This is a genomic window from Marvinbryantia sp. (genome assembly GCF_047017445.1).
Lineage (GTDB): Bacteria > Bacillota > Clostridia > Lachnospirales > Lachnospiraceae > Marvinbryantia.
On record NZ_JBKXTT010000011.1, the window covers coordinates 59891 to 85383 of the forward strand.

The window sequence follows — 25493 nt, forward strand, 5'->3', positions numbered from 1 at the left end:
TATGCCCCGTTTTCTATTTTGATAGGATTGCGGGAGCGCTGTAAGCGCGGAGCAATTCGTGGGCTCCCATGTGTGGTGGGGAGTCTGCGCCAGCAGGCCAATTTGCGAATATTGGCGGCGCAGCGGGGATGCACAAAACATATTTCATGCTCTGGAAATAAATATTCGGGCAAAAGGGGGATGTGTAAATTTTGAAGCTTACATTTATCGGCGCTACCCATGAGGTTACCGGGAGCTGTTTTTTTCTGGAAGCCTGTGGGAAAAATATACTGATTGACTGCGGCATGGAGCAGGGGACAAATTATTTCGAAAATGTTCCGCTGCCGGTCGCTGAGGCGGATATTGACATGGTGTTTCTGACACACGCGCATATTGACCACTCCGGGAAGCTGCCGCTTCTTTACAAAAACGGGTTCCGCGGGCAGATTTTTTCTACCTGTGCGACGGAACGCCTGTGCGAGATCATGTTGCGTGACAGCGCAAACATCCAGATGTTTGAGGCGGAGTGGCGCAACCGTAAGGCAAAGCGCGCCGGAAAAGCAGAGTATATCCCGCTGTACACCGTGGAGGACGCGGAGGGCGTTTTGAAATGCTTTGTCGGGCACGAATACGAGGAGATCATACATGTGGCGGACGGCATAACCATTCGGTTTGTGGACGCCGGACATCTGCTCGGTTCCTCGTCGGTGGAGATCTGGATTTCCGAGGCGGGTATTGACAAAAAGCTTGTATTCTCCGGCGATATCGGAAATGTGAACCAGCCGATCATCCGCGATCCGCATTACATCAAAGAGGCCGACTACGTGGTGATGGAATCCACCTACGGGGATCGCAGCCACGGACCGCGCCCCGATTATATTTCTGATCTGGCGGCGATCATCCAGCGGACGTTCGACCGCGGCGGAAACGTGGTCATCCCGGCGTTTGCCGTCGGCAGAACGCAGGAGATGCTTTATTTCATCCGCCAGATCAAAGAAGAAAAGCGTGTAAAAAATCACGATAATTTTGAGGTTTACGTGGACAGTCCGCTTGCTGTGGAGGCGACAAAGATATTCATGGAACGGATGCACGAGGACTTTGACGAGGAGGCTTCCGAGCTGATCGACAGGGGCGTCAATCCCATCAGTTTCCCGGGGCTGAAAACGGCGGTTACGAGTGACGACTCCAAAGCGATCAATTTTAATGAGAGACCAAAGGTGATTATTTCCGCCAGCGGCATGTGTGATGCCGGGCGTATTAAACATCACTTAAAGCATAATCTCTGGCGGCCGGAAAGCACCATTTTGTTTGTAGGCTATCAGTCTGTGGGCACGCTGGGGCGCGCGCTTGTGGAGGGCGCGCAGAAGGTGAAGCTGTTTGGAGAGGAAATTGAGGTGCGCGCGGAAATCCGTGTGCTTGCCGGGGTGAGCGGTCACGCTGATAAGGACAGTCTGCTTACCTGGATCTCCGCGTTTGAACAGAAGCCGCGGCAGGTGTTTGTCGTACATGGGGAGGATTCGTCGTGTACGTTATTTTCCGAGCGCGTCAAAAAAGAGCTTGGCATCGAGGCGATGGCGCCCTACAGCGGCACGGTTTATGATCTTGCCTCCGGCAGACTTCTCAGGGAAGCGCCGCCGGTGCGGATACAGAAGAAGGCTGCTGCGTCCGGAAGCCGTCAGAATACGGTATTCGACCGGCTGCTTGCGGCGGGACAGCGTCTGCTTGCGGTTATCCGGCACAATGAGGGCGGAGCAAATAAAGATCTGGCGAAATTTGCCGATCAGATTGATGCATTATGTGATAAATGGGAGAGATAAGCTTATGACAAGACTTTTGTTGATTATAAATCCGAAATCCGGAAAGGGAACGATCCGCAGCAGCCTTTTAGAGATAACAGATGTCTTTATCAAGGAAGGCTATGACGTGACCATTTATATTTCACAGAAGGTCGGAGACGCCAGAGAAAAGGTAAAAAAAGCGGCAAGGTACTACGATCTGGTGATCTGCAGCGGCGGCGACGGCACGCTCGACGAGGTAGTCAGCGGCATGATGGAATCGGAGCGGAAATGTCCGATCGGCTATATTCCGGCAGGGAGTACAAACGACTTTGCGGACAGTCTGAAATTGCCGAAGGATATGGTGGCAGCCGCGAAACGGATCACCGAATTTAACGAATTCCCCTGCGATATCGGATGCTTTAACGACGACTATTTTGTTTATGTTGCGGCGTTTGGGCTGTTTACTGATGTCTCATATGAGACGAGTCAGGATCTGAAAAATGCGCTTGGCCACATGGCGTACCTGCTGGAGGGCGCGAAAAAGCTGACCAATATTAAGTCATATCACATGACGGCCAGGGTCGACGATGAGCTGGAGGTCAGTGGGGAGTACATCTATGGAATGGTCACAAATTCCACGTCCGTAGGCGGTTTCAAAAATATTACCGGAAAAGACGTCAAGCTGGACGACGGCATGTTTGAGCTGACGCTTGTGAAGATGCCGAAAAATCTTGTGGAGCTGCAGGCGATCATAGGCGCGATGCTGACGCAGACGCCGGACGACAAATATTTCTTCCAGACACGCGGGCGTGAAATCGAGCTGATATCGGAAGAGCCGGTTCCATGGGCGCTCGACGGGGAATACGGCGGCGAGCACACGGATATATTCGTCCGGGACGTGGAAAAAGCACTGACGCTGCTTGTTTAAGACACAGCAGGAAAGCCGGAGTATGGTTAGTGTTTACTTCGTTCACGGCAACGGAGTTTGCTCCGTCTGACATGGCAACGGGGATTGCATTCGAAAAATTGATAAGACGTATGTATTAATTCCATAAACAAATCATAAAAAACCTCTTGCATTTTTTGCGGAAGTAGAGTAAGGTTATGGTGTTCTAAATAAAACGGATCGAGGACAAGGGCGTTCACAGAAGATGTGGACGCCTTTTTTATGTTGCGGGACATTTCCTGTTACATAAAGTGTTCCGCGGGATATGTTTTCTGGAAATGAGGAGGATATGATTATGAGTGAAGTGACAAATGTAGCTGCAATTTTCGGCGAAGATGTCTTCAACGACAAGGTGATGCAGGAGCGTCTGCCGAAGAAGGTTTACAAAGAACTGAAAAAGACAATTATGGAAGGGAAAGCGCTTGATCCGACGGTTGCGGATGTGATCGCCGAGGCAATGAAGAACTGGGCGGTAGAAAAAGGCGCGACCCATTACACCCATATTTTCCAGCCGCTCACCGGTGTGACGGCGGAGAAGCACGATTCCTTCATCACTGCTCCGAGAGAGGACGGCACGGTGCTGATGGAGTTTTCCGGCAAGGAGCTGATCCAGGGCGAGCCGGATGCATCTTCTTTCCCGTCGGGCGGTCTGCGCGCCACCTTTGAGGCGAGAGGCTATACAGCATGGGACTGCACGTCTCCGGCTTATGTGAGAAAGGATGCGGCTGGTGCGATTCTGTGCATCCCGACCGCGTTCTGCTCCTACACGGGCGAAGCGCTTGATAAAAAGACACCGCTGCTGCGCTCCATGCAGGCGATCAATGAGCAGTCACTCAGACTTCTCCGTCTGTTCGGCAATACGACCTCAAAGAAAGTAACGCCGTCGGTTGGACCGGAGCAGGAATATTTCCTGGTTGATAAGCAGAAATATTTAAAGAGAAAAGACCTGATTTTTACCGGCCGTACCCTGTTTGGCGCGATGCCGCCGAAGGGACAGGAGCTGGATGACCATTATTTCGGAACGATCCGTCAGAGAATCGCCGCTTTCATGAAGGATGTAAACGAGGAGCTGTGGAAGCTGGGCGTAACGGCGAAAACGCAGCACAACGAGGTTGCTCCGGCACAGCACGAGCTGGCGGCGATCTACTCCGAGGCAAATATTGCGGTAGATCACAATCAGATGATTATGAAGACGCTGAAAAAGGTAGCGTGCCAGCACGGTCTGCAGTGCCTGCTTCACGAGAAGCCGTTTGCAGGCGTGAATGGTTCCGGTAAGCATAATAACTGGTCGATCACCACGGACGACGGCATTAACCTGCTCGACCCTGGCAAAACACCGCACGAGAATATCCAGTTCCTGTTGGTACTGACCTGTATTCTGAAGGCGGTTGACGAGCATGCAGATCTGCTGCGCGAATCGGCTGCCGACGTTGGAAACGACCACAGACTTGGTGCAAACGAGGCGCCGCCTGCAATCATCTCCATCTTCCTTGGCGATCAGCTTGAGGATGTGATCGAGCAGCTTGTAAATACAGGAAGCGCAACGCACAGCAAGACGGGCGATAAGCTGAGCACCGGTGTAAAGACTTTGCCGGAGTTCTCCCGCGATGCGACAGACAGAAACAGAACGTCACCGTTTGCGTTTACCGGAAATAAATTTGAGTTCCGTATGGTTGGATCCAGAGACTCCATCGCATCCCCGAACATCGTGCTGAACACGATCGTTGCGGAGGCATTCTCCGACGCATGCGACGAGCTGGAGAAAGCGGAGGATTTCGATACCTGCGTACATGATCTGATCAAGAAATATGCGACCGAGCACCAGAGAATCATTTTCAACGGCAACGGCTACTCCGACGAGTGGGTAGAAGAGGCGGCAAAGAGAGGTCTGCCGAATCTGAAATCCATGGTGGATGCAATTCCGGCGCTGGTTACGGACAAAGCAATCGGCATGTTCGGCAAGTTTGGCGTGTACAGTGAGGTCGAGCTGCGGGCGCGCGCTGAAATTCAGTATGAGACATATGCGAAGGCAATCAACATCGAGGCAAAGACTATGATCGACATTGCCGGAAAGCAGATCATTCCGGCGGTGATCGGATACACGAAGAGCCTGGCAGATACCATCAACGCAGTTACCGCTGCAGGCGGCAAGGCAAAGGTACAGGTCGGACTGCTTGACGAAGTGAGCGATCTTCTGGAAGAGGCAAAGGCAGCGCTTGGCAGGCTGATCGAGGCGGACAAAGCCGCAGAATCCGTGGAAGAGGGCGAGAAGCTCGCAAGATACTTCCATGATACCGTTGTTCCGGCAATGGCAGAGCTGAGAGCGCCGGTGGATAAGCTGGAAATGATCGTGGATAAAGAGGTATGGCCGATGCCGTCCTACGGCGATCTGCTGTTCGAAGTATAAGAGAACCTGGCGGCGTATCCGCCGCGCGGGTAATCCGTTTGAGACGGTTACTTCATTAGTAACACAATGTTCATATATCCTTAAATCCGGGAGACTCCCTGCAAAGGGAGTCTCTCAAATTTTACAGAATTATGTCACTCGACAAAATGAACAAAATTTGTCGAACCGTGTATTTTTTTGCGTACACCGGGAGAAGAGTTATCCCAAGTTATCCACATTTGCCTGGATGAAAAATCCATTAAAATGGACTTATACACGAAGTTATCCACGTTATCCACATAAATCACGGTGGATTGTGTGGTTTACATAGTTTTTTTCAAGAACAAACGTTTTGGACAGGTCTAACAAAAATCACATTTTGCGGGCTTTCGCGGACATGCGGATGTGACATTACTCGTCAAGGCATGGATGTCACACAGTTGACAAAAGTTACAATTTATTATAGAATTGTTACAAATATGTGACTGCTGGCGCGGAAAGGAACGAAATCATATGAGACTTAGAAATATACCGAGGGCGGGTGAGGTAATTGCGAACAGTCCGCTGGTAGTGCAGGAGCCGAAAGAGTGCCGCGGAAGGTGGCAGGAGCTTTTCGGGAACGATCATCCCGTCCACATCGAGGTGGGGATGGGAAAAGGGCAGTTTTTGACACAGCTTGCCAGACTGCACCCGGAGATCAATTACGTGGGGATCGAGCGCTACACGAGCGTGCTCCTTCGCGCGGTGGAAAAGCTGGAGCGACAGGAGGAAAAGCCGGAAAATCTTCTGTTTATCTGCATGGATGCGCGGGAGCTGCCGGAGGTGTTCGCGGAGAGTGAGGTTGCAAAGCTTTATCTGAATTTCTCCGATCCGTGGCCGAAGGACCGCCATGCAAACCGCAGACTCACGTCCAGACAGTTTCTAGAGCGGTACGAAAAGATCCTGACAGCGGACGGCAGGGTGGAGTTTAAGACAGACAACCGCGGCCTATTCGATTTCTCTTTGGGGGAGATCGAGCCTGCAGGCTGGAAGCTGGAGCTATCCACATACGATCTGCATGCGGATGCAAAACTGATGCAGGGGAATGTAATGACGGAATACGAGGAAAAATTCTCCGCAAAGGGAAATCCGATCTGCAAAATGGTGATATATAAGGAACGATAAAAAGCGGCAGCTTCTATGAATGGGAAGCTGCCGTATTTTTCTCTTCTTGCAATAACCAATCAACGATATTATAAATCTCAATACCCTCATAACTATATTTCGGGTGCCTGGTTCGAGCAATAATTTTTTTGGGATAAGCATCCCGGATTTGCAGTAATGGCAAACATTCTCTTTCAAGAGTATTCTGATCCATAATATTGTCGCTAACCTGGATATAGATTTTCTCGCTCCCTTTTTGCGCTACAAAATCAATTTCCTTCTGATATAGCTTCCCGACATACACATCATATCCCCGGCGGAGCAGTTCAATACAGACCATATTCTCATATATTCTGCCGTAATCCATATTCCTGCTTCCCAGAATGGCATATCGAATACCTGTATCACATAAATAGAATTTCTCAGAGCTTTCCAAATACTTTTTTCCGCGAATATCATAGCGTTTTATGTCGTAAAAAACAAAGGCATTGCACAAATATTTAATATACCTGCCAACTGTCACATGATTGGTTACTGTCTTGTTCTCTGTCAAAAGCTGGCTGACCTTGTTCGGAGAAGTAAGATTGCTGATGTTATCCATAAGGAATTCGCTTAATCTCTGTAAGACCAGCGTATCCGGCAAAGAATATTTCTGCACAAGATCTCTTGCAACAATCGTTTCATAAACTTCCTTAATATAATTTATTCTATCTATTTCCGTTCTGTAGACGTAAGAACCTGCCAGTCCTCCCTTTATGGAATATTCATCAAAGAGCTTTTCCTTGTCGACGGTCTCTTCATAATACTGGCAGTATTCCTGAAAACTGAATGGGAACACATGAATCTCTATATAACGTCCGGTAAAAAGAGTCGCCAGATCAGCGCTCAATAAAAAGGCATTGGAGCCTGTGATATAAATATCATATTTTCCTTTGGAGTAAAGACTGTTGATTGCCAATTCAAATTTTGGACACATCTGAACTTCATCCACAAAAAGATAGTTTGTTTTTTCCTCTTGATAATGTTCCTCTACATAAGCATGAAGCGCATGATATTCTTTGAGTTCTTCATATGCAAGATCCATAAAATCAATAAAAATAATATTGATATTTTTATAATTACTTTTCAGATACGCAATGTATGACTGCATTAATTTTGACTTTCCTGAACGACGAATGCCTGTAATGATTTTGATATCAGGGGTTTGGTTCAACGCGATTATCCTATTCAGATACTTTGTTCTTGTTATTGTCTTCATATAATCACTCGCTTTCAAAAAATAAATTTTTTTACTTTTTTGAAACTGCATTACAATCCTATTATATCAATATAAAATAGTATATGCAAGGGATCGGTTTCAAAACATAAAAATATTTATTTTTTTGAAAGCATCTGTTTATGGCAGTGATATTCCTCTTGACTACGTAGGTGTCATTTCTAAAGTGAATGTTTTGTTCATGGTATTTGTTTTAGGAATTGCGATGTCTCTGACACGCCAGATTATTTTTCTCCTGCCCCTGATTTTGATTTTACCTGTATTCTGGGGAATTGATGGGGTGATGTATGCCGGTCCGATTGCCGACGCTGCGGCGGTAGTTCTGACCGCTTACTTTGCATGGCATGAAATGAAGAAAATGCAGAATTAAAAGAATTGTGCTATTTTTTTGGAGAAACGGGCAAGCAGAAACGTGTTCTTAATGCAATAATATTCTTGAACAATCATATATGGGTTTGCGGTATCTGGAAGGATAAGCTCTTTTTGACAATAACAATAGATATCAATATATGGTATTGCTGTCGTGGTTTTCTCATTAAGGCGCAAATACGGTTTAATAGTGGTATGTAAATTTTGAATTTTATTTATCATGGTAATTTGATCCTTTAAATGGCTTTGCTGCATATACTAAAGTATGATGTCAGGGACAAAAATCAGAAACAGGAGAGCCTGCGTATGAAATCAAGAATAAAACGAAGCCTGGGTGTGTTTTTATACGACAGACAGATTGGCAGCAAACAACTGAACAATTTTCGGAAATCTTTTCAGGAAGTGTCGAAAACATTACAGGGAGAGCGGAGGAAAAAGTAACCTCCGCTCGAATTATATGGTTATGTGACGTTTTTCAAGCCGGTATTCGAGGTACAGGTTCAGCAGATAACGCAGAACCGCGACCACCGGAACGCTGAGAAACATGCCGAGCACTCCTGCCACACTGCCGCCGACAGTGATGGAAACGATGATCCAAAGGGGTTTCAGACCGACCGTGTCGCCGAGAATCTTCGGACCAAGATACAGACCGTCAAACTGCTGCAGCAGAAAGATCAGTACCACAAAGCCGAGCGCCGTCAGCGGATCAATGATCAGCAGGATAATAGCGCCGGGCACAGCTCCGATAAACGGTCCGAAATACGGGATCATATTTGTGATGCCGACGATCACACTGATCAGCAGTGCGTACGGCATACTGAAAATGTTCATCAGTATAAAACAGAGAACGCCGATAATGGTCGAGTCAATCGCTTTTCCCACAATAAAGTTTGTAAAAATACTGTTGCACTCGGAAAGAATCTCCAGCGTCTTATCGATGTAATCTACCGGCACAAAGCAGTACAGCATCCGTGTCATGGAGCGCTGCAGATCCTTTTTGTCCGTCAGCATATAAACAGAAACAATAATGGCAATTACAAAATTTACCAGACCCTTTGCAATGGAAACGGACATATTGTAAACGGCAGGAACCAGGCCGCTGACAAAGTTTTTCAGGGTATTGACGAAATCCGGCAGGATATCGTCGACGATTTTCTGAAGCTCGGAAACATCCGCGTTCGGAAAGCGGTCCTGCAGATTATCAAAAAAATCGTATGTCATTTCATAGAGCTTCGGAATATTGGCAACAATTTCTGTGAGACTGACAAGGACCTGCGGAACAATATAAAGAATGCAGACTACGATAACGCCAAGCACCAGCAGATAGGCAAGGATGATGGCGGTAAATTTGCATACCTTCTGACTTTTGATCCGGCATGGACCGGAAAGTATTTTAACCATCCATTTAATCAGCGGATTCAGAATAAATGCAATCAGAATACCCAGAAGAAACGGCATCAGAATATTTACAATGTCGTTTACGGTGCTCGACACCGCGTGCGGCGTCATGACGACGCGGACAATCAGCGCGCTGACTGCCACAACAACAAGCGCGTAAATACATATCGTAAAATACTGGTCGTTCGCCAGGAATTTTTTCTGCTTTCCGCCAGTCTTCTTCGAAACCCCGTCGCTTACCGGTTTTTCCGGCGCCGGACTCCCTTCAAATGAATCTTTCATGAAACACCTCCAGACCACAATACATTCAGTATAAAAGGTTTTGGAAATACTTTCAAGACGTTCTGCCAATCTTCACAGAAAATTTAGAAACAGAAGCACGTATTTTAGCCCGCCAGTGGAGCGAGAAAATGCATCATAAGATAGACAACTACAAAAGCGGCAAGAGCGACTGAAATCACCAGAATGACTTTCTGATAAGGATATTTTGCCTTTTCGCAGCGTTTTTCCAGCTCGCTCAGACCGCGCCCTTCTGAAAACGCGACAATCTCCTTGTAGGTTTGGATATCATGGGCTTTTTTCTGCTTCTCAATCCGGTGTGCATAGAACATGGTAACGGCATAGATGCCTGCCCAGATGACAATACCGGCAATGTGCAGGAACAGAAACAGCGGGGCTATGGACAATACGGTTATAAAAAGCAGAACGGCATAAATTTTTCCATCATTGTTCAGCCTCCGGATATCCTCCTCATTAATTTTTTCTTTCATTTCTTCTATATCTCCCTTCACAAGAATGTCCAGAGAAATGTTGAAGAGAGAACTCAGCAGTAAGAGACTTTTTACATCGGGGTAGTTTCTGCCGTTTTCCCAGTTGGAGATAGTCTGGCGCGTGACATATATTTTTTCCGCCAGCTCCTCCTGGGACAGTTCCGATGCCAGTCTGTATTTTTTGATTTGCGTGCCGATTTCCATTTCACATTCCTCCTGGCCGCATTCTATAATACGGAGCATATAAATTCTATCAAAAGTGTTTTCCATTGCCGCTTTTGCGCTGTCAAAACTGTTTTGCATGGTGTATCAGCAGGGGTTCTGACGGCTTTGCGCCGTCGATTGTGGAGAAAACGCGCCGTCAGCGTCCGGAGATACGTATTTATCCACGGAAGCGGTTGAAGCACGCAAAGAGCTCCTGCGCCCGCGGAACGGCAAGACCGCAGGGGATATAGGAGCTGCAAAATGCCGACCAGCCCTTTTCCCGAAGCGTGTCCATGATAAGCTGTACGGTTTCCTGCACGGTTTTCCTGCCGCTCTGAATCTGCTCAAGACCGAACCGCATCAGATAGGCGAGCGCCGTTACCTGCTCGTTGTCGGTGAGCTGCTCAAGATAGCGCACGTTTACCGTTTCCTTGTCAAGCGAGAAGGATTCCAGCCCGGAGGACTTTACTTTCATGTGCTCGTATTTTCCGGCGAAGGAATTGCCGTGTCCTGCGTTTCCGTGTCCTGCATTTCCGCGTCCGCTGCGCTGCGAATGATCCGAACGGCGGTATTCCGGGAGAACACGATTGAAGCGGATCTGCGGGAGCGTGCCTGTCTGCTCTGCATTCGAGGCACCGCCGTTATTGACATTTGCCGCCTGGGCAGTTAGTGTGCCGGCAGTATGAGCATCATCGGAGCGTGCGCCTGCGGAAACAGCAGTCTGCGTACCGGCGCTCAGGCACAGGGCTTCCGGGAAATGGGGAGCCTGTGTTTCCGGCGCTTTGCGCTGCGCGCAGAGCGCCTTTACGGACGCCGTGATATCGCGGGTATGGTAGCAGTCCATCTGCAGAATGTGATCTGCAACATAAAAAAATGCGCCCGAACTGCCCGCGACCATAATGGTAGAAACACCGGTCTTTTTATAAAGGTCGCCCACCCGTTCAATAAACGGTGTGATCGGCTCTTTTTTCCGGCTGATAACCTGCTGCATAAAATCGTCGCGCACCATGAAATTGGTGGCGGAGGTATCCTCATCGATCAAAAAGAGACGTGCACCTGCTTCAATGCTTTCCACGACGGCAGCAGCCTGCGAGGTACTCCCGCTGGCATCCTCTGTGGAAAATACAGTTGTGTCTTTGCCGTTTGGCAGATCGTTGATAAATAGAGAAATATCGACATTCCGCACGCAGCGTCCGTCTTCGGCGCGCAGCTTTACGGCAGTGTCGTCGGTGATTACATATTCTCTTCCGTCACCGGCAATGTGGTTGTAAATGCCGGACTGGATTGCTTCTAAGAGCGTAGATTTTCCGTGATAACCGCCTCCCACAATCAGTGTGATGCCCTGCGGGATTGCCATGCCGCTAATGCTTCCGTGATGCGGGAGCTGAAGCGTCTGCCGCATGGATTCCGGTGAGGTAAACGGCACGCAGTCCTTCATCGGAAGCTCGGAAATGCCGCTTTTACGTGGAAGGACAGAGCCGTTTGCAAGGAAGGCAACCAGATTTTTCTCTCTTAAAAGCCTGCGGATTTCCGCCTGGTCCTCCGCGAGAAATACCGTCTGCTGCACCTTCTGTTTGTCCAGCTTTTGATAAAAAAGGCTGTTTTCCATGCAGCGGGGCAGAAATTCGAACAGGATTTTTTCCAGCTCTCCGGCGTTGATGGTTCGTCCGAAAGCCGGGAAACCGACATGGAAGCGCACGATCAGCTTATCTGCTGTTATCTGGCAGGCACTGCGTTCCAAGACCTCCTGTCCGCAGCGGCTGATGGATAAAAGACCACTTTTGCCGGAACCCTTCGCCTTGAAATTATAGGTCTCAAATTGTTTTGCAAGCTGCCGGGTGAGAAAATCCTGCAGCGCAATACGCATGCAATCCTTTTTATAGTATGCTTCGGGAAATCCTGCGCGTGCCAGCGGGATTTCTGTGTGCAGAGCGGACGGCGATGCGAAAGGATCGCCCTGCACGTGGTCGATGACAAGCGTATAAAGCGGAAACTGCCAGCTTCCGCCAAGTGATTTATACGCCGGGTAGCTTTTGTGATCAACTGAGCGCAGCAAAGTGCGCAGATCATTTGAAGATTTCATGTGATATTCCTCCTGTTAATATGAGTAATGTTGCTTTTCAGGCAGTGTGAGTGGACAAAGCGTTTATTTCCGCGGGCAACGAGCCGGGCGGACATGCTTGCATCGGGGTATTTGACTCGAGCGGGCAACGATCCAGGTCATGCCTGTGGTTTGCTGCGGGGTATTTGACTTTATATGTGTCGGTAATAGAATATGGCGAGCTGTGTGCGGTCGCGCAGACCCAGCTTGTCAAGAATAACGCTTAAATAGTTGCGTACGGTACCCTCGCTCAGAAACAGGGCGTCTGCGATTTCCCGGTTGGAGCAGCCGTTGGCGACCGCTTTGATGATTTCAAATTCTTTTGGCAGAATCCCGTATTTCTCATAATCGAAGGGATTTTTACGCTGCAGAAGATCCGGGATCCGGTGGATGATCTCGCTGCCGAAAACGGTCTGCCCATTGCAGACCGCACGGATCGCCGGAAGAATGCTTGCGTAGTCCTGCTTCAGAAGATACCCTTTTGTGCCGGTTTTTAAGGCGCGAATGATGTATTCGTCGTCGGAAAAGGTGGTAAGGAGCAGGATTTTTGCCTGCGGAAAGTTACTTAATATTTTCGCGGAAGCGTCAAGCCCGTCCATATCCTTCATGCGGATATCCATCAGAAGAAGATCGGGCTGCAGCCGGGCATACAGCGCAATTGCTTCCTGTCCGCTGCTTCCTGTTCCGATAACTTTTATTTCCTCGTCTGTTTCCAGAATCGTTTTTAATGCTGCAGTGACGAGTGCATCATCGTCGATCAATAAAATATCCATTTTTTGTCAGATCCTTTTTGTTACTTATTATATTGGGAAATCGGAATCGTAATAAAAACACAAAAACCATGATCCCGAAAAATCTGCATGGTTCCCTTTAGGGACGCCACACGGTTCTGCATATTAAAAAGCCCGATGCCGCCGCGAACGGAAGTGTCACCGATGTTTCCACGGAAAAAAGAATTCCCCCTGCTAAATTCGCTGTCAGAAGATGAGAAGCTTACGCCGCCTGCCCCGGTTCCATTATCGGAAATGGAGAGCCGGTAGAAAGCCGGGTGTTCCTGTGCCGTAATACTGGCTCTGGTCGCATTGCTGTGCCGCGAAATATTCACCAGCGCCTCTTTGACAACGGCGATAAAGCAGTATTTTATATCTGCCGGAACGTTGGCGGACATATCATATTCAAGCGAGACGGGGCAGAATGTGAAATCATCTGCCAGGGCGCGCAGCGAGCTTTCCAGATTTACGGAGCGGTCATGAAGGTCGTGAACGCTCTCGCGAATGCTGTTCATTGCCAGATTTAGTGTTTCGTCAAGCTGGCAGATCGATTCGGATAACGCAGCGTCTTTGTTGACTGCTTTCAGCGCTCCGACCATTAAAATGGAGCGTGTCAGCATATGACCGACATTGTCGTGGATTTCCCGCGCGATGCGGTTGCGTTCCCCAAGGGTTGCCGCATAGATCTCATAATTCTGTTTTTCCAGAAGAGACTGGTTTTTCTCCTGCAGAAGCAGCTTTATCTCCGTGTCGTCGTCGTGGGTTTTTCGGTAGGTAGCGGACAGCGTTTCGTAGGAATCCGTTTTCTGACGCAGCAGGACGGAGAGAATACAGCCCGTGCAAATGAAAAACAATACCTGTGGTTTGCGGGCAGGATCCGTCTGGAATAAAAGTCCTGCAATAGCAGTCAATCCGGGGAGGTATGCCGCCGCTGCCGCAAACATACCGGAGAAGCGATCTGCACGCCAAATAGAAAGACCGACGTGTGGTTTTTCCTGCCACGGAAAGTAAAAGGAATACAATACCAGCGGCAAAAACAGCACAAGCGGCGAAAAGAAAAAGAGTGCCGCTGCAAACCCTATGGTGACGGCGCACCGCACCCAGGGATCGGGATATACATATAAAAACATACTGACGCTGATCGCCAGAAAAAAGGCGGACACAAAGGCTGTTTCCAGTGGAAGAAAAAGCAGGCTGCACAGACAGTACAGCAGCAGAATACAGCGGTCGGTCAGATATTTCATGTGATGTTCCTTTCTGCGGATACCCCGTATGCTTGCGTCGGGGTATTTGACTTTACCGGGAGAAATACGGTACAGCAGGATAAAGTTCTGCAGAGCTGTGCGGGTAAGCCGTGCGGATATCCTGCTCTCAAAGTGTAGCACATTTTACAGCAAAATGTAAACCGTCATTCAGGAGAAGGGCAAAATAACACGAGGAGAAAACGAAGCGCATAAAAAGCAGGCAGGGACGGATGGAGCCGGATATTCTTAATGCCGAGATGAAGCAGGGGCAGTATTCCTTCAAGGAATTGTCTATATACAACGAAAATCAAGAGAAGTTATAATTGACAGGAAACCGGGCGGCAAATATAATATCCATATACTCCTTTGGGTATAAGCACGGAGGTAAAAAATTATGAGACAATGTATGGATTCAGATAATCTGCATCGCAGACTGAAAAAAATTATAGGACAGGTGCAGGCGATTGACAGAATGATCGATGAAGATGTTCCCTGTGAAGATATTCTGTCACAGATCAATGCCGCAAAATCAGCCTTGCATGGCTGCGGTAAAGTTGTCTTAGAAGGACATATCAAACACTGTGTAAGGGAAGGAATCGAACACGGTGATGCAGATAAAACGATTGACAATTTTACAAAGGCTGTGGAACGGTTCGCAAATATGACGTAACTGTTCAAAAAGGCGGGAAAACAGGCGAAGAAGCTGTGTCAGGCTTGCCTGTAAACAGTCACAATATAATCTGGCTTAACGAATCTATCAGAAAAATAAGAAGCTCATGTATGGCAGTTTGCCGCGCATGAGCTTCTTATTTTTTGCCGCGAGGAGGCTTGGTACCGCTTCACGCGGAGTTAAGATTTCTTATATGCATGAAGTTTCTACTTGACAAACATATACCCCCATAGGTATAATGAGCGCAAACAATACATATACCCCGTATGGTATAAGGAAGGAGCGTTTTTATGAAAAGCTTTATTGGAAAAGTAGAAGATGCATTGGAGTTTGGAGGCGTCAAAAAAGATATTGCCCTGTTGGTCATTTCCGGCATCGCTTTGATTATCAGCCTGTTTGATTTACTGCCGCTGCCCTTCCATGCGGCATGGGTGGCGATCATCCTTTGCGGAGTTCCCATTATTTTAGAGGCCGTGATCGGGCTTGTAACTGCCTTTGATATTAAGGCCGACGTACTGGTGTCCCTGGCGCTTGTCGCTTCCGTTTGTATCGGGGAGGATTTTGCAGCCGGGGAAATTGCATTCATTATGCAGCTTGGCGCACTTCTGGAGGACCTTACGGTTGCGAAAGCCCGCGCCGGAATTGAAAAACTGGTGCATTTAACGCCGCAGACAGCAAGAGTGATCAATGACGGAGAGGAAAAAATGATCGCTGCAAAGCGGGTGCAGGTTGGTGATCTGCTGCGCGTACTCCCCGGTGAAACGGTGCCGGTGGACGGAACGATCACATCAGGGCAGACTTCCGTTAATCAGGCAGTTATGACCGGTGAATCTCTGCCGGTGGATAAAGGTGTCGGCGACACCGTTTCCTCCGGTACGGTCAATCAGTTTGGTATTTTTGAGATGGAGGCGACAAAGGTTGGCGAGGACAGTTCTATCCAGAGAATGATCCGGCTGGTACAGTCGGCTGACGCGGGCAAGGCAAAAATTGTAGGTCTTGCTGACCGGTGGGCCACATGGATCGTCGTAACCGCTCTGGCAGCTGCTGCGCTTACCTGGCTGATTTCAGGGGAGATTATTCGTGCCGTTACCATTCTTGTCGTATTTTGCCCCTGCGCTCTGGTCTTAGCAACTCCTACGGCGATCATGGCTGCCATTGGAAATGCGACCAAACACGGGTTCCTTGTCCGGGAGGGGGACGCCCTGGAGCGTCTGGCGAAGGTATCGAAGATCACATTTGATAAAACAGGTACGCTTACCTTTGGAACGCCGAAGGTCATTGCGGTAGAAAGCGTATCTGCTTTCGGAAAAGACGATATTTTTGCATTGACGGCTGCTGCGGAGCAATTTTCAGAACATCCTCTTGGAAAAGCGATTGTGAAATGCTATGGCAGGAAACTGCAGGCCGCAGCGGAATTTCGCATGATTCCCGGTGAAGGAGTTACCGCAAAAGCAGACGGTAAACGGATAAAAGCCGGAAATCTGAGGATGATTACCGGAAACGGGGACATTTCTTTTTCTCCTTCTCTTGTTTCCGGGACCGAAAGATATCTGAACGAAGGAAGCACGGTAATCTATGTAGCGGTGGATGAGGAACTTGCGGGATATATTGTACTTTCTGATACGGTCAGGGAAGAAAGTGCGTCGATGATCGAAGCGCTGGGGAAAATCGGCGTGGAGCCGGTTCTTCTTACCGGGGACAATCAAAATGCCGCTTCTGCCATTGCCGGGCAGCTGCATATCGAGAAGGTTCACGCAAACTGCCTGCCGGAAGATAAACTGAAATGGATTCGCTTTTATCAGGAAAAGAAAGAAGCTGTCTGCATGATCGGGGATGGCGTAAATGATGCGCCCGCACTGAAAATGGCGGATGTGGGAATTGCCATGGGCGGCGTTGGGAGCGATATTGCTGTGGATACGGCAGACATTGCACTGGTAGATGATGAGGTAAAAGAAATTCCTCATCTGCTGGCGCTCTCCAAACGGATGATGGCAACGATCAAATGGAATCTTACCTTTTCCATGGCACTTAATTTTCTTGCGATTGCCCTTGCCATTACCGGTATTCTGAACCCTGTGATCGGCGCACTTGTACACAATGCGGGTTCCGTTTTTGTGATTATCAACTCGTCATTGCTGCTGGGATGGAAAGGAAAAAGCGCGGCAGCTCGGCTATAATGCAATTCGTCTGGATACATGGGAGGGTAACCACCCGGCAGCTTCCATGTATGAATGCTCATGTACGTTAAAGAGGTATAAACAAAATTACTCTTGACAATTTATGCGGTCTTCTATATAGTATGTATAACATATTATATAGGAGGTCGTGCTTCGTGTACTCAATAAAAGAGACGATTTGTTTTAAGCTTATGCGTGCCCGTGACAGGGTTCACGAGTATACCAAACCATATTTCCAGGAAATCGGTATAACCTATGGAAATTATGTGACGCTATTGTTTTTGTATGAGAATCCGGGAATTACACAAATAAGGCTTGCGGAACTCAATCACAAAGACAGGAATGTTATGGTTCAAACGATTGACAAGTTTGAAAAAAAGAATTATGTGAAACGTATACGCTCGGAAAATGACAGACGTGCCTATACTTTGTATTTAACGGAACAAGGGGAAGAAATTGTCAGGAAATATTGGGACATCGTGATTGATGCTGAAAAATTTTTGTTTAAAGATATCTCTGATGCGGAACTGGCGATTTTTCAATCTATCCTTGACAGAGTGTGTGATTAAAGGAGGAGGCACTGTATGGAAAACCAAAAAGTGATTTCAGAAAACCCAATGGGCTATAAGCCTGTTTCTAAACTTTTATTTTCCCTTGCCGTACCTGCGGTTATTGCAAATATAGTAAATGCGCTTTATAACATTGTTGACCAGATTTTTATCGGGCAGGGGGTCGGCTATTTAGGAAATGCTGCTACGAACATAGCTTTTCCGATCACTACAGTTTGTATGGCGATCGGGCTTATGACAGGCTTGGGTTCTGCCGCGACATTCAATCTGGAATTGGGGCGCAATAATTCTGATAATGCAAAAAAGAGTGCCGGTACCGCCGTTACGATGCTTATCGCATGCGGACTTTTTATCTGTATTATTGTAAGAAGCTGTTTGAAGCCTCTTATGATTGCTTTTGGAGCAACTGACCGGATTCTCGATTATTCTATGGAATATGCCGATATTACATCCTTTGGCATTCCATTTCTTCTGCTCTCTACAGGTATAAACCCTTTGGTACGGGCAGATGGAAACGCAGCGTATTCCATGATGGCAGTTATAACGGGAGCTGTTTTGAATACGATTCTGGACCCTTTGTTCATTTTTGTGTTTCACATGGGGATTTCCGGCGCGGCATGCCCTAAAGGACCAGCCCTTGCAGGGCGTCGCAGGCATGTCCGCATGGCTTGTTGCTCGCGGGAATAAAGGAGGGACTGCTTATGATGCCGGACAAGAAAATTAAAAATTTCAGAGAGCTTGAATTTGCTGTGTTCTGCATTGAAAATGTGGCCGCAAAACTTGGTGTAGGTGCAGAGCGTGTCTATCAGGCATTTACTGAAAAAAGTGATATTCTGAACGGCTACATCGTGCCGGAGTATGAAGTGCTGCACACTCAGAGCCGGGAATATATCGTAGACGACATCCTTGCTGTGATGAAAGAAAGGGGTGTGGAAGTATGATCCTCTATCATGGTTCCTATCTGCAAATCGGGGAACCGGACTTGATTCATTCCCGACCCAATGTGGATTTTGGTCGTGGATTCTATGTCACGCCGCTGTATGAGCAGGCGGTGAAGTGGTGCGGCAAGTTTAAACGTCGGGGCTTCTGCGTTTTGAAGGGAGTGAACAGGTATGAATGCAAACCCGATTTTGCTTCAAAAAAAATATAGTCGTGTGATCGAGTATTTTGCAAAACAGCAAGGGATCTCGTTGGATGCTGCACTGGACTTTTTTTACCATTCCGAAGTCTATCAGCTAATCCGGGACGGGGTATCGGATATGCACTGTATGAGCGATGCGTACCTGGCAGAAGAACTGGAACAGGAATACAGCCAGAAAGAATAACGCCAATGGCGTTAATGCTGCAGGAAAAGCCTGCAAAATCGAGGGCACAGAAAAAGTCTGATTCTATGCAAAAAGAATCAGGCTTTTTGAATTTACGACAGAATTTATGACAAATGTCATGCGGATTGCTGACGCAAGACACTTTTGCGGTGCCAGGGATAAGGGTATAATCAGAGATGTAAAAGGTATTTTGGGGCTGTCAGTTCAATGAGAAGATGCATAGCATCTTTAGGCAAAGAACAGGGGGCGCAGCAAGGGAGGCAAACATGATACACATTGAAAATCTGGTAAAACGATATGGGGATCTGGTGGCGCTGGATCATTTTAACCTGGATATCCGCGAGGGCGAAGTGTTTGGCCTGCTGGGACCGAATGGCTCCGGCAAGACGACGGCGATCAACTGCCTGCTGGCGCTGCTGAAATATGACAAGGGGACTGTCACCGTGTTTGGAGAAGAGATGCATCCGGATAGCTACGAGCTCAAACGGCAGATCGGGGTGGTCCCGCAGCATGTTGCTGTGTTTGAACAGATGACGGTCTGGGAAAATATTGACTATTTCTGCGGGCTGTATGTGAAGGATAAGATGGAGCGGAAGCGCCTGACGGAAGAGGCAATCGCGTTTGTCGGTCTGGAGGATTATCGGAAAATGTTTCCGAGAAAGCTCTCCGGCGGTCTGCTGCGCAGGCTGAACATTGCCTGCGGGATCGCGCACCAGCCGCGTCTTATCATCATGGATGAGCCGACGGTGGCGGTAGATCCGCAGAGCCGCAACAGAATCCTGGAGGGGATCCTGGAACTGAACAAAAAAGGCGCGACGATTATCTACACCTCTCATTATATGGAAGAGGTGGAGCAGATCTGCAGCAGGATCATGATTATGGATCACGGGCGCAGCATCGCGGCGGGGACGTCCGAGGAACTGAAGCGCATGATTAAGACGGGAGAAACGATCATAATAGAAGGGATTGTGCTGACGGAGGCGCAGCTTAAAGAGATTGCAGAGCTGCCGCATGTGTTTGCAACAGATTATAATGAGGAGCGCACATTAAAAGTGAAATGCACCAGCGCAAAGCATAATCTTGTGAGACTTCTTAATTATCTGCAGGAGCAGGAGGTGGCGTTTGGCAGAGTGCTTTCGGAACTGCCGACTTTGAACGACGTATTTCTGGAAATTACCGGAAAGGAACTGAGGGACTAGGAGGATGGATATGGGACGATTATATATCAGCAGTCTGAAACGGAATATCCGCAGCAAAGAGGAAATTTTCTGGTCGATCCTGTTTCCACTAATTATGGCAACATTTTTTTATGTGACATTTGGCAGCGGAATTGATGTTGAGCAGATGCAGAAAATTCCGGTAGCGCTTGTCTCAGAAAATAATACTGCGTTTGAGACATTTCTTGACGCGCTGGACGGCGACATGCTTGTTCTCACGCAAATGGAGAGCGCGCAGGCGGAGGAAGCGCTGAAAAACGGCGTGGTGAAGGGAATTTTTTACAGCAGAAAGGAGCCGGAGCTGACGGTCTCCGCTTCCAATATGAATGAGAGCATTCTGGAGGCGCTGCTGGAGGGGTATCTGGAAAATGAGCAGATGCTGACAGATATCGGGAAAAATAATCCTCTGAAGCTTCCGGCGGCGGTTGCGGCAATGACGGATTACCGGGAAATGACTCAGTCTGTGAACATGCTTGGGGAGACGACGGACGATAATATAGCATACTTTTTTGCGCTGGTCGGAATGACCTGCCTGTTTGGAGGTTTTCTGGGAATGGTGGCCGCTATCGATATGCGCGCGGACCAGTCGCCGCTGGCGGCAAGAAGAAGCGCTGCTCCGACGGACCGCCTGCAAATGCTTCTGGCGGAGACGCTGGCATGTTTTACGGTACAGTTTTTCTGTGTCTGCATTCTGCTTCTGTATATGTATGCACTTGGCATTTCCTTCGGGAAAAAATGGATGCTTCTGCTGCCGGTCTGCGTGCTGGGGAGTCTGACCGGAGTGGCGTACGGAATGTTTCTCGGCGGAAGACGTATGGCGGAGGGCTTTAAGATTGCGATTCTGGTGGTTTCCTCTTTGCTGATGAGTTTTCTTGCCGGGCTGATGATGGGAAACATGAAGGATATCGTGGAGCATCACTGCCCTGTTATAAACCGCATCAATCCGGCGGCGTTGATTGCGGATGCGTTTTACAGCGTGTCGGTGTACGACAACCCGGCGAGGTACCGCACGAATCTGCTGCTTCTGGCGGCAATCACTGTGCTTCTGCTGGCGGCGGCATGGCTGACACTGAGGAGGGAACGCTATGAGAGTATTTAAGGGGTATGGAAATATCATAAAGCGCAATATCGGCATCATGGTAATGTATGTCTGCATTTTTATAGGCATTTCCGTAGCGATTCAGAAAAGTCTCGGCGATACGGGCGTGACGGGGAATTTTGCGGCGGTAAAGCTGGCGGTGGCGGTAATTGACCGCGAGGGCGGCGCCCTGGGGGACACATTAAAAAGTTACATTCAGCGGGAGCAGAAGCTGGTGGAGATTGCGGATGATGAGCAGACGATACAGGAGGAGCTGTTTTACCGCAACATCAGTTATGTGCTGATTGTGCCGCAGGGAACGCAGGCGGCGTTTGAAAATGGTGAGGCTGAAGTACAGACAATAAAGGTGCCCGGATCTTCTGCAGGATTTTATCTGGATGCCAAAATCAATTCCCTGCTGAACCAGATACGGGTTTACCAGACGGGTGGATTTTCCTTTGAAGAATCCTGCGAAAAGGCGCTGGCACTTTCGGAAAAGAAAGGACAGGTAACGCTGCTTGACATTAACGGAAACGGCGGGCAGCGTGCGGACTATAATTATTATTTTGCTTATCTTCCGTATGCAATGCTTACCGGAATTATTATGTGTTTAAGCTCTGTGGTCATGACGTTTAAGAAGAAAGAAATAAGGCGCCGCATGACCTGTTCGTCAGTGTCGCTGCTCAGACAGAATATGGCGGCAACCGCGTCCTTCCTGCTGGTGGGAATGGCAGTGTGGGGGATCTGCGTGGCGGTGCAGGCGGCTCTGTACCGGGGCGGCGCATTCACCTCGCCGAACTGCTTCTGGTATCTGCTGAACAGCTTTGCCTGCATGGTAGTGGCGATGACGCTGGCGTATCTCTGCGGAACGGTGGTAAACTCGGTAAACGCACTAAACGGTATCAATAATGTGGTATCTCTGGGACTCTGCTTTATCGGAGGAATCTTTGTTCCGATTGAAATGCTTGGCAATGGGGTGAAAATGGCTGCCGGTTTCACGCCGACATACTGGTACTCCAGGATTAACGGCATTCTGGGAGATTATGAGCATCTGACCGCAGAAATGCGGCAGAATATCCTGCAGGGGCTTGCAATTCAGCTTTTGTTTGCTGCGGCGTGCTTCTGCGTGACGCTGGCGGTCAGCAAAGCAAGGCAGCGGGAGTGATATTTCACATATTGTGCCCGGCAGCGGTCGGGAAGGGCATGCCCTTAGACGTCTGCCTTCCGGGAGACTGGGGAAAATCTTTCCGCGGAAATTTCGGGAAAGGTCTTCCCCAAAACGGTCAATACTGTTAGAATGACAGCAGAGAACGGAAGGAGAAACGCAGAGGGCAGGACGATGAATGAAAAATTTTATATGCTTTCCGAAGAAAAACAGCAGAGGATCATTCGTGCCGGATGGAAGGTTTTTTCGCGGGATATCTACCGAAAATGCGCGGTGGGCGAGATTGCGAAGGAAGCGGATATCAGCAAGTCTCTGCTGTTCCATTATTTTAAAAATAAGAAGGAACTGTATCTGTTTCTGCTTGGGGAAGCGATGCGCGCCGCGCAGGAAATGATCGACGTGCAGAAGGTGCTGCAGAAAAAGGATTTTTTTGAAATTCTGGAGAGCGGGATGGAGCTGAAGCTGAGAATGATGAAGGAGCAGCCGGAGCTTTCGGGCTTTGTCCTTCTTGCGTATTATGAGAAGGATGAGGAAGTGGCGAAGGATGTGCAGGAATGGGCGCAGAAGGTTCTGGAGCAGTATAATGAACCACTGTTTGCCGGGATTGACATTGCACAGTTTGCACCGGGGCTGGATCTTGAAATGATGTACCTGGAGATGTTCTGGGCATCGGACGGATGTGTGCGCGCGATGCTGCAGGCAGGGGAGGTCGACCTGGACAGGGCGCAGCTGGTTTTCCGGAAGCTGGTTGATTTCTGGAGAAGCGTATACCAGCGGAAGGATTATTGTGGAAAGAGGGATTGAGATGGGTGAAATCATAAGGCTCTGTAATCTGACGAAATATTATGGGAAGCACCGGGGGATTGAGAATCTGTCTTTAGAGGTGCACGAGGGAGAAATATTCGGCTTTATCGGTCCGAACGGCGCCGGGAAGAGCACGACCATCCGCACCATGCTGGGACTTTTAAAGCCCGATAGCGGAACGGCGGAGCTGTTTGGAAAATCCATACAGACAAATAAGATTGAGATTTTGCGCCGGGTTGGTTATCTGCCGTCGGAGCCTGCCTTTTACAATGGGATGAAGGTGCGCGAGGCGCTGCAGTTTGCCGCTTCTTTTTATGGAGAGGACTGCCGGAGTGCGGCGGAGGCGCTTTGCGAGAGGTTTAAGCTGGATACCGAAAAGCGTGTGCAGGAGCTTTCCCTGGGAAACCGGAAAAAGGTGAGCATTGTGTGCGCATTCCAGCATGCGGCGGCGCTCTACATACTTGACGAGCCGACCAGCGGACTTGACCCGCTGATGCAGAAGGAATTTTTTGCGCTGCTGCAGGAGAAGAACCGGGAGGGTGCTTCTATTTTTCTGTCGTCGCATGTGCTCAGTGAGATACAGAGATACTGCAGCCGGGCGGCGGTGATCCGGGACGGCAGCCTGGTGGTGTGCGATGATGTGACAAATATCTGCAGCTCGGCATTTAAGCGGGTGACGATACATGGCGTGGACGAGATAAAGGAGCTTGCGGTGCGGAACCTGCAGAAAACCGGGGACGGCGTTTCGTTCCTCTACAGCGGTTCGGCGCAGGAGCTGATCGCGGCTCTTCAGGGGCTGCCGGTGACGGATCTGACGATCACGGAGCCGCCGCTGGAGGATGTTTTTCTGCATTTTTATGATGCAAAGAATACTGCATCGGTGTGAAAAAGATGGAATATCCGGCAGGCATTTTTGCTTTTGTAAGAGCGAAAGTGTCGGAGAGGGAGGTTGGCATATGTTTTTGTTGAAACACGAATTGAAACAGGGATGGAAGGCAATGCTGCTCTGGAGCTTTGCGGTGGGAATCATGATTGTTTTCTGCCTGATGCTGTTTCCGGAGCTGAAAACGCAGATGGCACCGATTCAGGCGATGATGCAGGGGCTTGGCGGGCTCGCCGCCGCATTTGGAATGGACCGGCTGAACTACGGGGAACTTATAGGATTTTATGGGATATATGCAGGGTTTATGCTTGGCATCGGCGGGATGTTTTATGCGGCAATTCTGGGATGTGGAATGCTTTCCAAAGAAGAGGCGCAGCACACGGCAGAGACACTGCTTACGTATCCGGTTGGCAGAGGCAGCATATGCATCTGGAAGCTTGGGGCGGCGGCTGCGCTGCTGCTTTGCTTTAATGTGCTTGTTGTGCTATTTTCCCTGGCGGCGTTTGCTATCATCGGGGAATTTCCCCAGTGGAAACCCTTTGCGCTCTATCATCTGGCACAGCTTACCATGCAGCTTGAAATTGCCGGAATCTGCTTCGGAATATCTGCATTTTTAAGGAAAGGGAGCGGAACCATTGGGATGGCAATCGCATTTGTGCTGTATTTTCTCGGCATAGCCGGAAATATTACAGAAAAAGCAGGTTTTGTCAGATACATCACACCGTATGCCTATGCAGATGGGGCATCTATCATTTCCAAAGGCGCGCTGGACGGCGGACTGGTTGCACTGGGGATAGTATATATGGTCGTGGGAATTATTGCCGGATTCTGGAAATATAAAAAGAAAGATATATTATAGAAGGAAATAGATTCTAAAAACACAAAAAGACAAGCGTACTATGTAAATATTGCAACAAAATAATTTTATAAAACACTTGAAAAAGCAGAAAAATGTGTTATAATAATTATGACATGAAGAAATGTGGTTAAGAACTCTATAGAATTCCAAACGAAAAACCGGAGAGTGGCGGCTCTCCGGTTTTTCTGTTACTTAGGCCGGTTACCGTTAATTTTGCCATCCAGCCATTTGCAGATGAGGTGACATGTCACACCTGCCGCAACAGCAATTATGAAGGTAATTAAGAACCCCATATGAATTCCCTCCTTCCTGTTGCCAGTATAGGGACGGTAACAAAGCCATTATAGAATGATTTCATATAATTTGAAACATTTATTTTGCG

Annotated in this window: 24 protein-coding genes and 1 pseudogene; 19 read left to right on the plus strand and 6 right to left on the minus strand. The window is 48.5% G+C overall.

The window, feature by feature from the left end; all coding sequences use genetic code 11:
* Window positions 1-191: 191 nt before the first annotated feature.
* From ACLU9Q_RS13245 to trmB, 4 genes are all read left to right on the plus strand, one after another.
* A complete protein-coding gene (locus ACLU9Q_RS13245) occupies window positions 192-1796 on the plus strand; it encodes an MBL fold metallo-hydrolase RNA specificity domain-containing protein (RefSeq protein ID WP_296832962.1) in 1605 nt (534 codons plus the stop codon).
* Between the two features lie 4 nt (window positions 1797-1800).
* The gene (locus tag ACLU9Q_RS13250) at window positions 1801-2685 is read left to right on the plus strand and encodes a diacylglycerol/lipid kinase family protein (protein WP_296832959.1); all 885 of its coding nucleotides are present in this window, start codon (window positions 1801-1803) and stop codon (window positions 2683-2685) included.
* 313 nt (window positions 2686-2998) lie between these two features.
* Complete coding sequence (locus ACLU9Q_RS13255; RefSeq protein ID WP_296832956.1) at window positions 2999-5110, plus strand: glutamine synthetase III; 2112 nt, start codon at window positions 2999-3001, stop codon at window positions 5108-5110.
* 492 nt (window positions 5111-5602) lie between these two features.
* Window positions 5603-6253 (plus strand): tRNA (guanosine(46)-N7)-methyltransferase TrmB, encoded by a 651-nt coding sequence (gene trmB / locus ACLU9Q_RS13260; protein WP_296832953.1) that lies wholly within the window; start codon window positions 5603-5605, stop codon window positions 6251-6253.
* 13 nt (window positions 6254-6266) lie between these two features.
* Here the strand turns inward: trmB and ACLU9Q_RS13265 are convergent, their stop codons facing one another.
* Window positions 6267-7490: an ATP-binding protein gene (locus tag ACLU9Q_RS13265; RefSeq protein ID WP_296832951.1), complete on the minus strand. Its 1224-nt coding sequence runs from the start codon at window positions 7488-7490 to the stop codon at window positions 6267-6269.
* 211 nt (window positions 7491-7701) lie between these two features.
* Here ACLU9Q_RS13265 and ACLU9Q_RS13270 point away from each other — a divergent pair.
* Window positions 7702-7878, plus strand: a pseudogene (locus tag ACLU9Q_RS13270) (MATE family efflux transporter); the annotation flags it as partial.
* A gap of 305 nt (window positions 7879-8183) precedes the next feature.
* A complete protein-coding gene (locus tag ACLU9Q_RS13275) occupies window positions 8184-8318 on the plus strand; it encodes a hypothetical protein (RefSeq protein WP_296928065.1) in 135 nt (44 codons plus the stop codon).
* A gap of 12 nt (window positions 8319-8330) precedes the next feature.
* Here the strand turns inward: ACLU9Q_RS13275 and ACLU9Q_RS13280 are convergent, their stop codons facing one another.
* From ACLU9Q_RS13280 to ACLU9Q_RS13300, 5 genes are all read right to left on the minus strand, one after another.
* Window positions 8331-9557, minus strand: a complete 1227-nt coding sequence (locus ACLU9Q_RS13280) for an AI-2E family transporter (protein WP_296832948.1) — start codon at window positions 9555-9557, stop codon at window positions 8331-8333.
* A 104-nt stretch (window positions 9558-9661) separates the two neighbouring features.
* The gene (locus ACLU9Q_RS13285; RefSeq protein WP_296832945.1) at window positions 9662-10249 is read right to left on the minus strand and encodes a helix-turn-helix domain-containing protein; all 588 of its coding nucleotides are present in this window, start codon (window positions 10247-10249) and stop codon (window positions 9662-9664) included.
* Window positions 10250-10427: 178 nt separating this feature from the next.
* Window positions 10428-12332, minus strand: coding sequence for an ABC-ATPase domain-containing protein (locus tag ACLU9Q_RS13290; RefSeq protein WP_296832943.1), 1905 nt, complete (start codon window positions 12330-12332; stop codon window positions 10428-10430).
* Between the two features lie 170 nt (window positions 12333-12502).
* Window positions 12503-13123: a response regulator transcription factor gene (locus ACLU9Q_RS13295; protein ID WP_296832941.1), complete on the minus strand. Its 621-nt coding sequence runs from the start codon at window positions 13121-13123 to the stop codon at window positions 12503-12505.
* Between the two features lie 20 nt (window positions 13124-13143).
* A complete protein-coding gene (locus tag ACLU9Q_RS13300; RefSeq protein ID WP_296928063.1) occupies window positions 13144-14364 on the minus strand; it encodes a sensor histidine kinase in 1221 nt (406 codons plus the stop codon).
* Between the two features lie 394 nt (window positions 14365-14758).
* Here ACLU9Q_RS13300 and ACLU9Q_RS13305 point away from each other — a divergent pair, with 394 nt between their 5' ends.
* The 13 genes from ACLU9Q_RS13305 (at window position 14759) to ACLU9Q_RS13365 (ending at window position 25111) form a co-directional block, all read left to right on the plus strand.
* Window positions 14759-15034: a metal-sensing transcriptional repressor gene (locus tag ACLU9Q_RS13305; protein ID WP_296832937.1), complete on the plus strand. Its 276-nt coding sequence runs from the start codon at window positions 14759-14761 to the stop codon at window positions 15032-15034.
* A 290-nt stretch (window positions 15035-15324) separates the two neighbouring features.
* Window positions 15325-17211 carry a heavy metal translocating P-type ATPase gene (locus ACLU9Q_RS13310; RefSeq protein WP_302592640.1) on the plus strand — a complete coding sequence of 629 codons (1887 nt, stop codon included), beginning with the start codon at window positions 15325-15327 and terminating at the stop codon, window positions 17209-17211.
* Between the two features lie 155 nt (window positions 17212-17366).
* Entirely contained in the window at window positions 17367-17780 is a 414-nt protein-coding gene (locus tag ACLU9Q_RS13315) for a MarR family winged helix-turn-helix transcriptional regulator (RefSeq protein ID WP_296832932.1), read from the plus strand.
* 15 nt (window positions 17781-17795) lie between these two features.
* Window positions 17796-18467, plus strand: coding sequence for an MATE family efflux transporter (locus ACLU9Q_RS13320; protein ID WP_412625394.1), 672 nt, complete (start codon window positions 17796-17798; stop codon window positions 18465-18467).
* A gap of 14 nt (window positions 18468-18481) precedes the next feature.
* On the plus strand, window positions 18482-18721 hold the full coding sequence (locus tag ACLU9Q_RS13325) for a DUF3791 domain-containing protein (RefSeq protein WP_412625396.1): 240 nt from the start codon (window positions 18482-18484) through the stop codon (window positions 18719-18721).
* On the plus strand, window positions 18718-18930 hold the full coding sequence (locus ACLU9Q_RS13330; RefSeq protein ID WP_296831351.1) for a DUF3990 domain-containing protein: 213 nt from the start codon (window positions 18718-18720) through the stop codon (window positions 18928-18930). The genes ACLU9Q_RS13325 and ACLU9Q_RS13330 overlap by 4 nt, the downstream gene beginning before the upstream one ends.
* Window positions 18893-19105 carry a DUF3791 domain-containing protein gene (locus tag ACLU9Q_RS13335; RefSeq protein WP_412625398.1) on the plus strand — a complete coding sequence of 71 codons (213 nt, stop codon included), beginning with the start codon at window positions 18893-18895 and terminating at the stop codon, window positions 19103-19105. Before ACLU9Q_RS13330 ends, ACLU9Q_RS13335 begins: the two co-directional genes overlap by 38 nt.
* A gap of 266 nt (window positions 19106-19371) precedes the next feature.
* Window positions 19372-20304, plus strand: coding sequence for an ATP-binding cassette domain-containing protein (locus tag ACLU9Q_RS13340; RefSeq protein WP_412625400.1), 933 nt, complete (start codon window positions 19372-19374; stop codon window positions 20302-20304).
* 10 nt (window positions 20305-20314) lie between these two features.
* Window positions 20315-21421 carry an ABC transporter permease gene (locus ACLU9Q_RS13345; RefSeq protein ID WP_412625402.1) on the plus strand — a complete coding sequence of 369 codons (1107 nt, stop codon included), beginning with the start codon at window positions 20315-20317 and terminating at the stop codon, window positions 21419-21421.
* On the plus strand, window positions 21408-22565 hold the full coding sequence (locus ACLU9Q_RS13350) for an ABC transporter permease (RefSeq protein WP_412625404.1): 1158 nt from the start codon (window positions 21408-21410) through the stop codon (window positions 22563-22565). The genes ACLU9Q_RS13345 and ACLU9Q_RS13350 overlap by 14 nt, the downstream gene beginning before the upstream one ends.
* Before the next feature lie 174 nt (window positions 22566-22739).
* Window positions 22740-23369 carry a TetR/AcrR family transcriptional regulator gene (locus ACLU9Q_RS13355; RefSeq protein ID WP_296831341.1) on the plus strand — a complete coding sequence of 210 codons (630 nt, stop codon included), beginning with the start codon at window positions 22740-22742 and terminating at the stop codon, window positions 23367-23369.
* 1 nt (window position 23370) lies between these two features.
* Window positions 23371-24255 carry an ATP-binding cassette domain-containing protein gene (locus ACLU9Q_RS13360; protein ID WP_296831339.1) on the plus strand — a complete coding sequence of 295 codons (885 nt, stop codon included), beginning with the start codon at window positions 23371-23373 and terminating at the stop codon, window positions 24253-24255.
* 70 nt (window positions 24256-24325) lie between these two features.
* Entirely contained in the window at window positions 24326-25111 is a 786-nt protein-coding gene (locus tag ACLU9Q_RS13365; protein WP_296831337.1) for an ABC transporter permease subunit, read from the plus strand.
* The last annotated feature ends 382 nt before the right edge of the window (window positions 25112-25493 follow it).

Bases quoted from the DNA above. Each gene is read 5' to 3' on its own strand.
- ACLU9Q_RS13250 (WP_296832959.1), top strand. From the start codon at position 1,801: ATGACAAGACTTTTGTTGATTATAAATCCGAAATCCGGAAAGGGAACG.
- ACLU9Q_RS13255 (WP_296832956.1), top strand. From the start codon at position 2,999: ATGAGTGAAGTGACAAATGTAGCTGCAATTTTCGGCGAAGATGTCTTC.
- trmB (WP_296832953.1), top strand. From the start codon at position 5,603: ATGAGACTTAGAAATATACCGAGGGCGGGTGAGGTAATTGCGAACAGT.
- ACLU9Q_RS13265 (WP_296832951.1), bottom strand. From the start codon at position 7,490: ATGAAGACAATAACAAGAACAAAGTATCTGAATAGGATAATCGCGTTG.
- ACLU9Q_RS13275 (WP_296928065.1), top strand. From the start codon at position 8,184: ATGAAATCAAGAATAAAACGAAGCCTGGGTGTGTTTTTATACGACAGA.
- ACLU9Q_RS13280 (WP_296832948.1), bottom strand. From the start codon at position 9,557: ATGAAAGATTCATTTGAAGGGAGTCCGGCGCCGGAAAAACCGGTAAGC.
- ACLU9Q_RS13285 (WP_296832945.1), bottom strand. From the start codon at position 10,249: ATGGAAATCGGCACGCAAATCAAAAAATACAGACTGGCATCGGAACTG.
- ACLU9Q_RS13290 (WP_296832943.1), bottom strand. From the start codon at position 12,332: ATGAAATCTTCAAATGATCTGCGCACTTTGCTGCGCTCAGTTGATCAC.
- ACLU9Q_RS13295 (WP_296832941.1), bottom strand. From the start codon at position 13,123: ATGGATATTTTATTGATCGACGATGATGCACTCGTCACTGCAGCATTA.
- ACLU9Q_RS13300 (WP_296928063.1), bottom strand. From the start codon at position 14,364: ATGAAATATCTGACCGACCGCTGTATTCTGCTGCTGTACTGTCTGTGC.
- ACLU9Q_RS13305 (WP_296832937.1), top strand. From the start codon at position 14,759: ATGAGACAATGTATGGATTCAGATAATCTGCATCGCAGACTGAAAAAA.
- ACLU9Q_RS13310 (WP_302592640.1), top strand. From the start codon at position 15,325: ATGAAAAGCTTTATTGGAAAAGTAGAAGATGCATTGGAGTTTGGAGGC.
- ACLU9Q_RS13320 (WP_412625394.1), top strand. From the start codon at position 17,796: ATGGAAAACCAAAAAGTGATTTCAGAAAACCCAATGGGCTATAAGCCT.
- ACLU9Q_RS13325 (WP_412625396.1), top strand. From the start codon at position 18,482: ATGATGCCGGACAAGAAAATTAAAAATTTCAGAGAGCTTGAATTTGCT.
- ACLU9Q_RS13330 (WP_296831351.1), top strand. From the start codon at position 18,718: ATGATCCTCTATCATGGTTCCTATCTGCAAATCGGGGAACCGGACTTG.
- ACLU9Q_RS13335 (WP_412625398.1), top strand. From the start codon at position 18,893: ATGAATGCAAACCCGATTTTGCTTCAAAAAAAATATAGTCGTGTGATC.
- ACLU9Q_RS13340 (WP_412625400.1), top strand. From the start codon at position 19,372: ATGATACACATTGAAAATCTGGTAAAACGATATGGGGATCTGGTGGCG.
- ACLU9Q_RS13345 (WP_412625402.1), top strand. From the start codon at position 20,315: ATGGGACGATTATATATCAGCAGTCTGAAACGGAATATCCGCAGCAAA.
- ACLU9Q_RS13350 (WP_412625404.1), top strand. From the start codon at position 21,408: ATGAGAGTATTTAAGGGGTATGGAAATATCATAAAGCGCAATATCGGC.
- ACLU9Q_RS13355 (WP_296831341.1), top strand. From the start codon at position 22,740: ATGAATGAAAAATTTTATATGCTTTCCGAAGAAAAACAGCAGAGGATC.
- ACLU9Q_RS13360 (WP_296831339.1), top strand. From the start codon at position 23,371: ATGGGTGAAATCATAAGGCTCTGTAATCTGACGAAATATTATGGGAAG.
- ACLU9Q_RS13365 (WP_296831337.1), top strand. From the start codon at position 24,326: ATGTTTTTGTTGAAACACGAATTGAAACAGGGATGGAAGGCAATGCTG.